Here is a 6758-nt window from a genome sequence, read left to right as displayed (position 1 = left end):
GCGACGGGCGGCGGCAGCGGCACGGCGGGCCGACGCGGCCCGGCGGCGCGCGGCGGCCGCGCGCAGGGCGGTGACCAGGCGGGCCAGCAGGCCGTCCAAGGCCACGGTCCGGCATCGTCCCGCCGTCCGCCCGACCAGCCGTAAGGCGGTTCAGCGACAGTCGCCGCCCAAGGCTCAGCGCACGCCGCCGAACTCCTCGCAGCCGCGTGGGCTGAGCGAGGCGCAGAAGAAGTCGATCGACGAGCAGCTCGGCCGGGTGCGGGCCACGGGTTCGCACACGCGGGCGGCTCCCAGGGAAGCGGACAGCATCGCCCACCAGGGCACCGGGTGGGGCCCGGCGGGCAAGGCGTACTCGTCGGAGACGCCGCGCTCGAAGATGCCGACGGTGATCTACCGCATCTGGGAGATCTTCCGGCCGCCGGCCATCCCGCCGAACTGATCAGCAGCCGGCTCGCAGAAAGGACGCATCGAGCCCCCGTTCCGGACGGACACCCGTCCGGGGCGGGGGCTCCCGCGTTCCCGGCGGACACCCATAGAATCTTGTTCGGTTCGGCTGGCACGCAACGAAGGAGGCGGCGTGGGCGCGTTCGATCTCAACGGTAAGCAGGCCCTGGTCACGGGGGCGTCGAAGGGCATCGGGCGGGCCATCGCGCTCGCCTACGCGGCGGCCGGCGCCGACGTGGCCCTGGTGTCCCGGTCCGCCGACGCGCTCGCCGAGGTCGCCAAGGAGGTCGAGGCGCTCGGCCGCCGGGCCGTCGTGCTGCCCGCCGACCTCACCGACCGCGACGCCGCCGCGAGCGCGGTGGCCGCCGCGATCGACGGGCTCGGCCACCTCGACATCGTGGTCAACAACGCGGGCGGCTCGAACTTCATGGTCGAGTTCAAGGATTTGCGGCTGTCGGGCTGGGACAAGCTCATGCGGCTCAACCTCGACTCGGCCATGGTCGTCTGCCACGCGGTCGCGCCCCATCTGCTGGAGCGGGGGAGCGGGTCGGTCATCAACGTGGCCTCCGTCGCGGCGCTCGGCGCGCCGTTCCTGGCACCGTACGCGGCCGCCAAGGCCGGGCTGGTCGCGCTCACCAAGACGTTGGCCCTGGAGTGGGCGCGGGCCGGCGTACGGGTCAACGCCCTGTGCCCCGGCTGGACGGCCACCGAGCTCAACCGCAACCTCTGGGACGACGAGAGCGGCGGGGCGGCCACGGTCGCCACCGTGCCCATGCGGCGCTGGGGGACCGCCGAGGAGATGGCCCAGCCGGCGATCTTCCTGGCGAGCGGGGCGTCGGCGTACATGACCGGGCAGGTCCTTTTCATCGACGGCGGGGCCACCGCCGTCTGACCTGCTGTCCAGCGGGCCGGACGAAAGCGGTCGCGCGCTTTGCGGCATATCGGCATGCGACATCGTGTGCTCATCAGCGTGATCCGCGTTACCGTGGGGGCCGTGCAGCTCTACACGAGATCGTCCGGGACCGGGCTCCCGGTTGTGCTGCTTCACGCGTTCCCGCTGTCGTCGGCCATGTGGCTGGCCCAGCGGGAAGGACTGGCCAAGGTCTGCCGGGTCATCACCCCCGACCTGCGCGGCTTCGGCGGCTCGCGGCTGGGCGAGGACGACCCGTCGCTCGACCTCATGGCCGACGACGTCGCCAGGCTGCTCGACGACGAGGGCATCGAGCGGGCGGTGGTCGGCGGGCTGTCCATGGGCGGCTACGTCACGCTGGCGTTCTGCCGCAGGCACCCCGACCGGCTGCTCGGCGCGATCCTCGCCGACACCAAGGCCGTCCCCGACCCGGCTCCCGCGCGGGACAACAGGGAGCGCATCGCTCAGGCCGTGCTGTCCGAGGGCAGCGACGTGCTGGTCAGCGAGGTGCTGCCGGGGCTCATCGGGCCCACGACCAGGGAGCGGCGGGCCATGGTGTTCGGGCGGGTCAAGGGGCTGGTGCAGTCCGCCCCGCCGGGCGCGGTCGCCTGGGCGCAGCGCGCGATGGCCGGGCGGCCGGACTCCACCGGCACGCTCGCGGCGCTGAAGGTCCCCCTGCTGGTCGTGGTGGGCGAGGAGGACGACCTGACCCCGCCCGCCGAGGCCGAGGCCATGGCGGCGGCGGTGCCGGGCGCGCGGCTGGAGGTCATCCCGAAGGCCGGCCACCTCAGCGCGGTCGAGCAGCCGGAGGCGTTCAACGCGGCCGTGTCGGAGTTCCTGCAGACCGAGCTGGGCGCCGCGCGCCGATGAGCGGCCCGCTCAGGCACGGGCCTGCCGGGGGATCACCACCTCGCGGATGATCAGCGCGATGGCGGCGGCCACCGGGATCGCGAGCAGCGCCCCGACGATGCCGAGCAGCGCCCCGCCGAACAACGCGGCGATCACCGTCACGGCCGGCGTCACGTCCACCGAGCGCTTCATCACCCTCGGGTAGATGAGGTAGTTCTCGATCTGCTGGTAGACGATGAAGAAGACGGCGCAGGCGATGCCGGCCGGCACCGACTGCAGCAGCGCCACGGCCGAGACCACCACCGCGCCGATCGTGGCGCCCACCAGCGGGATCAGGTCCGTCAGTGCGACGATGAGGGCGAGCGCGAGCGCGTACCTGACGTCCACGATGGACAGGAAGATCCAGGTCACGACGCCCGCGATGACCGAGATGAGCACGTTGCCGGCGACGTAGCCGCCGATCCCGGTCAGGATCTCCTCGCTGATCGCGCTGGTCCGCTCCCTGCGCGAGGCCGGCACCAGCTTCAGCAGGTACGCCTTGATCGTGTGCAGCGAGCCGAGGAAGTAGAGCATGAGCACCAGCAGCGTCACCGTGGTGAACAGACCGTCCAGCACCACCAGGCTCGCGCCCATGATGCCGGTCGCGAGCGACGGCACCAGCACGGTGCTCACGAACGTGGCGACCTGCGAGATGATCTGGTAGTCGGCGTCGAGCTGCCGCAGCGCCGGATGGTCGCGCAACTCGTTGACGTGGCCAGGCACCGCCTCGACGAAGTCGGCGAGCTCCCGCCCCACCGGCGGCACGATCGCCAGCCCGAACAGCACGAACGCCACGATCACCCCGATGAACACGGTGGAGATCGCGGCCCTTCTGGCGAGCCCGCGCCGCTGCAACGCCTCGACGGCCGGATTGAGCCCGACGGCCAGGAACATCGCCACCACGACCAGGATGATCGTGCTCAGCGAGTTGACGACCATCTGCGCGATCGCGATCGCGGTCAGCACCCCCAGGCCGCCGACCAGCCCGAACAGGAACGGGCCGCGGGCGAGGGGCTTGCCCGGCAGTCCGTACGGCTGCGCCGGGCCGCCGTTCCCCGCCCCGTCCTCGGCCTTGGGCCCGTCCTCGTTCTTGGGCCCTGCCTCAGGCGTGGGACCACCGGCCTCAGGCCCTGTGGCGGTCTCGGCATTCGCGGACACTTACCAGCAACTCCTCCCATATCGGGCCGAAAACACAGAGAGAGCCTAGCGATCCAGTGATCGCCAGGCTCTCTCCCAGCCGTCAAACAGCCCCGGTGCGGTGAATCGTTACTCCTGCCACCACTCCGCGTCGTCGTCGGACTTGGCCTCGATCTTGGCCGCGGGCGTGGTGGCCGGCGCCTCGACCACCGGCGCGGGCGCCGGGATCGCAGGCTTCGGCGGAGCCGCGGTGACCGCGGGCTCCGGCTCCATGCCCGGCAGCGCCGCGCCGCCGAGGAGCTGACGGAGCTGGGCCAGGTGGCTGGTGATGCTGTCCCGCTGGCGGGTCAGCTCGTCGACCTGGCGCTGCATCGCCGTACGGGTGCGCTCGGCCTCGGTCTTCGCCTCGGTGACGATGGTCTCGGCGCTCGACTTCGCCTCGGCCACGATGGACTCGGAGTTCTTGCGGGCGTTGGCGACGAGCTGCTTGGCGTGCAGGTCGGCCTCGCGGCGGGTCTGCTCGGCCTGCTGCGTCGCCTTCGTGGCCCGCGACTCGGCGGTGGCGGCGCGCTGCTCGGCCTCGGCGACCAGCTTCTGCGTGGCGGCCTGGGCGGTGGCGTGGCGCTCGGCCTCCTGGCGCTCGGCCTCCTCCCGGCGGGAGGCGAGCTGGATCTCGAACTCCGCCTCGTCCTGGGCCCGCTTGGCCTCCGACTCCTCCAGCACCCGCTGGGCCTGGGCGCGCATCTCGTCGGCCTGGCGCTTGGCGGTGGTCAGCACCTCGTCGCGCTCACGCTTGGTCGAGGCCCGCAGCTGGGCGACCTCGCGCTCGGTCGTGGTGCGCAGCTTGGCGATCTCACGCTCGGCGTCGGCGCGCTTCTCGGCCACCTCGTGGTCGGCCGTGGCCCGGAGCTTGGCGACCTCACGCTCGGTGGTGTTGGTCAGCTCGTCGGCCTCGCGGCGGGCGGTGCCCCGGATCTCCTCGGCGTCGCGCTCGGCGGCGGAGCGCATCTCGTCGCTCTCGCGGGTGGCCTGGGCGCGCTTCTCGGCGGCCTCGGCCTCGGCGGCGGCGCGCAGGTCGGCGGCCTCGACCTTGGCCGCGGCCTTGATCTCGTTGGCCTCGGACCTGGCGGCCTGGACGAGCTCGGTGGCCTGCTCCTCGGCCAGCCGGAGCAGCTGCTCGATGCGGGCGCCGAGACCGGAGTAGGTCGGGCGCTCCTGCTCCTGGAGCTGGCGCTGGGAGTCGGACAGGTCGCGCTGCAGGCCGGTGATCTGCTCGCGCGCCTGGCGAATCTCCTGGTCGAGCTGCTTGAGGTGGTCGTGGACCTGATGCCGGTCGTAACCGCGAAGCACCACATCGAATTCGCGTGCGGGTGCGTCCTCGAAGAAATTGTTGAGCTGGGCGTCGATGTCGGACTGCATGGAGGCTCGATCCTGGGTTGTCGAGACGGCTACACGTGCCGGACGGGGGGTTCGGGGCATCCGATCCGGGAGCCTGTGCCTCGCGGCAGGCTCCCTGTCCGGTTGGGAGGACCAGCGTACTCCGCCGGTGCCACCCGCGAAGCCCCGTCCAATTTTCTGCGTGACTAGTTACATATGAGCTTCTTTTACGATTTGTCGGGATCGGCAGCTTGGACCAGCTCCGTCAGCATTCCGCCCACATCCTTGGGATGCAGGAAGGCGATCCGCGAATCCATGGAACCGTGCCTGGGACGCTCGTCCAGCAGCCTCACACCCTTTGCGCCGATCTTAGCCATGGTTTCGGTGACGTCGCGTACACCGAACGCGACATGATGCACGCCCTCGCCCCGCCTGGCGAGGAATTTCCCCACGGGGGAGTCCTCGGAGAGCGGCTCAAGGAGCTGGATGTAGGAGCCCCCGCCCTCGCCGTCGGCGATGTGCAGCATGGCCTCCTTCACCCCCTGCTCCTCGTTGACCTCACGGGCGACCACCGTGAGCTCGAAGGTCTCCGAGAAGAAGCGGATCTTCTCCTCAAGGTCGTGGCAGGCGATCCCTATGTGGTCGATCCGCATGAACATGTGTGGTCTACCTCCATGGCGAGCGACGTTGTACCCGTGGGTATCGTGTCAAAGACCCGACGCGCGAGCACAGGAGGCCGTTGTCATGTCCAGGTCCGTCATTGTCGCCGGAGCTCGCACCCCCATCGGGAAACTGCTCGGCGCCCTGTCCGGCCTGTCGGCCGTCGAGCTGGGCGGCATCGCGATCAAGGCCGCTCTGGAGCGCGCCGGCGTCGCCCCCGAGGCTGTCGAGTACGTGATCATGGGCCAGGTGCTCCAGGCCGGCGCCGGGCAGATCCCGTCCCGCCAGGCCGCCGTCAAGGCCGGCATCCCGATGACCGTCCCCTCCATCACCATCAACAAGGTCTGCCTGTCCGGCCTCGACGCGATCGCGCTGGCCGACCAGCTCATCAGGGCCGGCGAGTTCGACATCGTGGTGGCCGGCGGCATGGAGTCCATGACCAACGCCCCCCACCTGCTGCCCGGCCTGCGCAAGGGCGTCAAGTACGGCGGCTCCGAGGTCGTCGACTCGATGGCGCACGACGGCCTGTTCTGCGCCTTCGACCAGTGCGCGATGGGCGAGTCCACCGAGCGCCACAACAGCCGCCTCGGCATCGGCCGCGAGGAGCAGGACGCGGTCTCGGCCCGCTCCCACCAGCTCGCCGCCGCCGCCATCAAGAACGGCGTCTTCGACGACGAGATCGTCCCGGTGCCGATCCCGCAGCGGCGCGGTGAGCCGGTGCTGGTCAAGGAGGACGAGGGCGTACGCGGCGACACCACGGCGGAGACGCTCGCCAAGCTCCGCCCGGCCTTCGCCGCCGACGGCACCATCACGGCCGGCTCGGCGTCCCAGATCTCCGACGGCGCCTGCGCGGTGGTCGTCATGTCCAAGGCCAAGGCCGAGGAGCTGGGCCTGGAGTGGCTGGCCGAGATCGGCAGGCACGGCAACGTCGCCGGGCCCGACGCCTCCCTGCAGTCCCAGCCGGCCAACGCCATCAAGCAGGCCATGGCCAAGCAGGGCGTCAGCGCCGACGACCTCGACCTGGTCGAGATCAACGAGGCGTTCGCCAGCGTGGTGGTCCAGTCGGCCAAGGAGCTGGGCGTGCCGCTGGACAAGGTCAACGTCAACGGGGGCGGCATCGCGCTCGGGCACCCGATCGGGGCCTCCGGCGCGCGCATCGTGCTCACCCTCGCCCACGAGCTGAAGCGCCGGGGCGGCGGGCTCGGCGCGGCCGGGCTCTGCGGCGGCGGCGGCCAGGGCGACGCCCTGCTCATCAGCGTCCCGAAGTCCTGACCCCGTCCTTCTTCTGATCACTGGCTCATCGGCCCGGTGATGGTCGCTTCTGACCATCACCGGGCCGTTC

General features: G+C 71.3%; 7 protein-coding genes. 4 read left to right on the top strand and 3 right to left on the bottom strand.

Annotated elements, in window-relative coordinates; genetic code table 11:
• The 3 genes from AC27IY_RS16705 to AC27IY_RS16695 form a co-directional block, all read left to right on the top strand.
• Positions 1-439: hypothetical protein (locus AC27IY_RS16705; RefSeq protein WP_487178450.1), on the top strand; the 439-nt coding region annotated here is incomplete at its 5' end.
• A 138-nt stretch (positions 440-577) separates the two neighbouring features.
• Complete coding sequence (locus AC27IY_RS16700) at positions 578-1336, top strand: SDR family NAD(P)-dependent oxidoreductase (RefSeq protein ID WP_423444155.1); 759 nt, start codon at positions 578-580, stop codon at positions 1334-1336.
• A gap of 78 nt (positions 1337-1414) precedes the next feature.
• Positions 1415-2224, top strand: coding sequence for an alpha/beta fold hydrolase (locus tag AC27IY_RS16695; RefSeq protein ID WP_423474599.1), 810 nt, complete (start codon positions 1415-1417; stop codon positions 2222-2224).
• A 9-nt stretch (positions 2225-2233) separates the two neighbouring features.
• Here the strand turns inward: AC27IY_RS16695 and AC27IY_RS16690 are convergent, their stop codons facing one another.
• From AC27IY_RS16690 to mce, 3 genes are all read right to left on the bottom strand, one after another.
• Positions 2234-3400 (bottom strand): AI-2E family transporter, encoded by a 1167-nt coding sequence (locus tag AC27IY_RS16690; protein ID WP_487178449.1) that lies wholly within the window; start codon positions 3398-3400, stop codon positions 2234-2236.
• 108 nt (positions 3401-3508) lie between these two features.
• On the bottom strand, positions 3509-4798 hold the full coding sequence (locus AC27IY_RS16685; RefSeq protein WP_344209420.1) for a DivIVA domain-containing protein: 1290 nt from the start codon (positions 4796-4798) through the stop codon (positions 3509-3511).
• Positions 4799-4983: 185 nt separating this feature from the next.
• Positions 4984-5415, bottom strand: coding sequence for a methylmalonyl-CoA epimerase (gene mce / locus AC27IY_RS16680; RefSeq protein ID WP_091090881.1), 432 nt, complete (start codon positions 5413-5415; stop codon positions 4984-4986).
• 85 nt (positions 5416-5500) lie between these two features.
• Between mce and AC27IY_RS16675 the strand changes: the two genes are divergently transcribed.
• Positions 5501-6688 (top strand): acetyl-CoA C-acetyltransferase, encoded by a 1188-nt coding sequence (locus AC27IY_RS16675; protein WP_344209416.1) that lies wholly within the window; start codon positions 5501-5503, stop codon positions 6686-6688.
• Positions 6689-6758: the final 70 nt, after the last annotated feature.

It is taken from the genome of Nonomuraea sp. B208 (assembly GCF_057536035.1).
The sequence above is the reverse complement of the archived record's forward strand: the minus strand, read 5'-3'. Positions and strand labels throughout refer to the sequence as shown.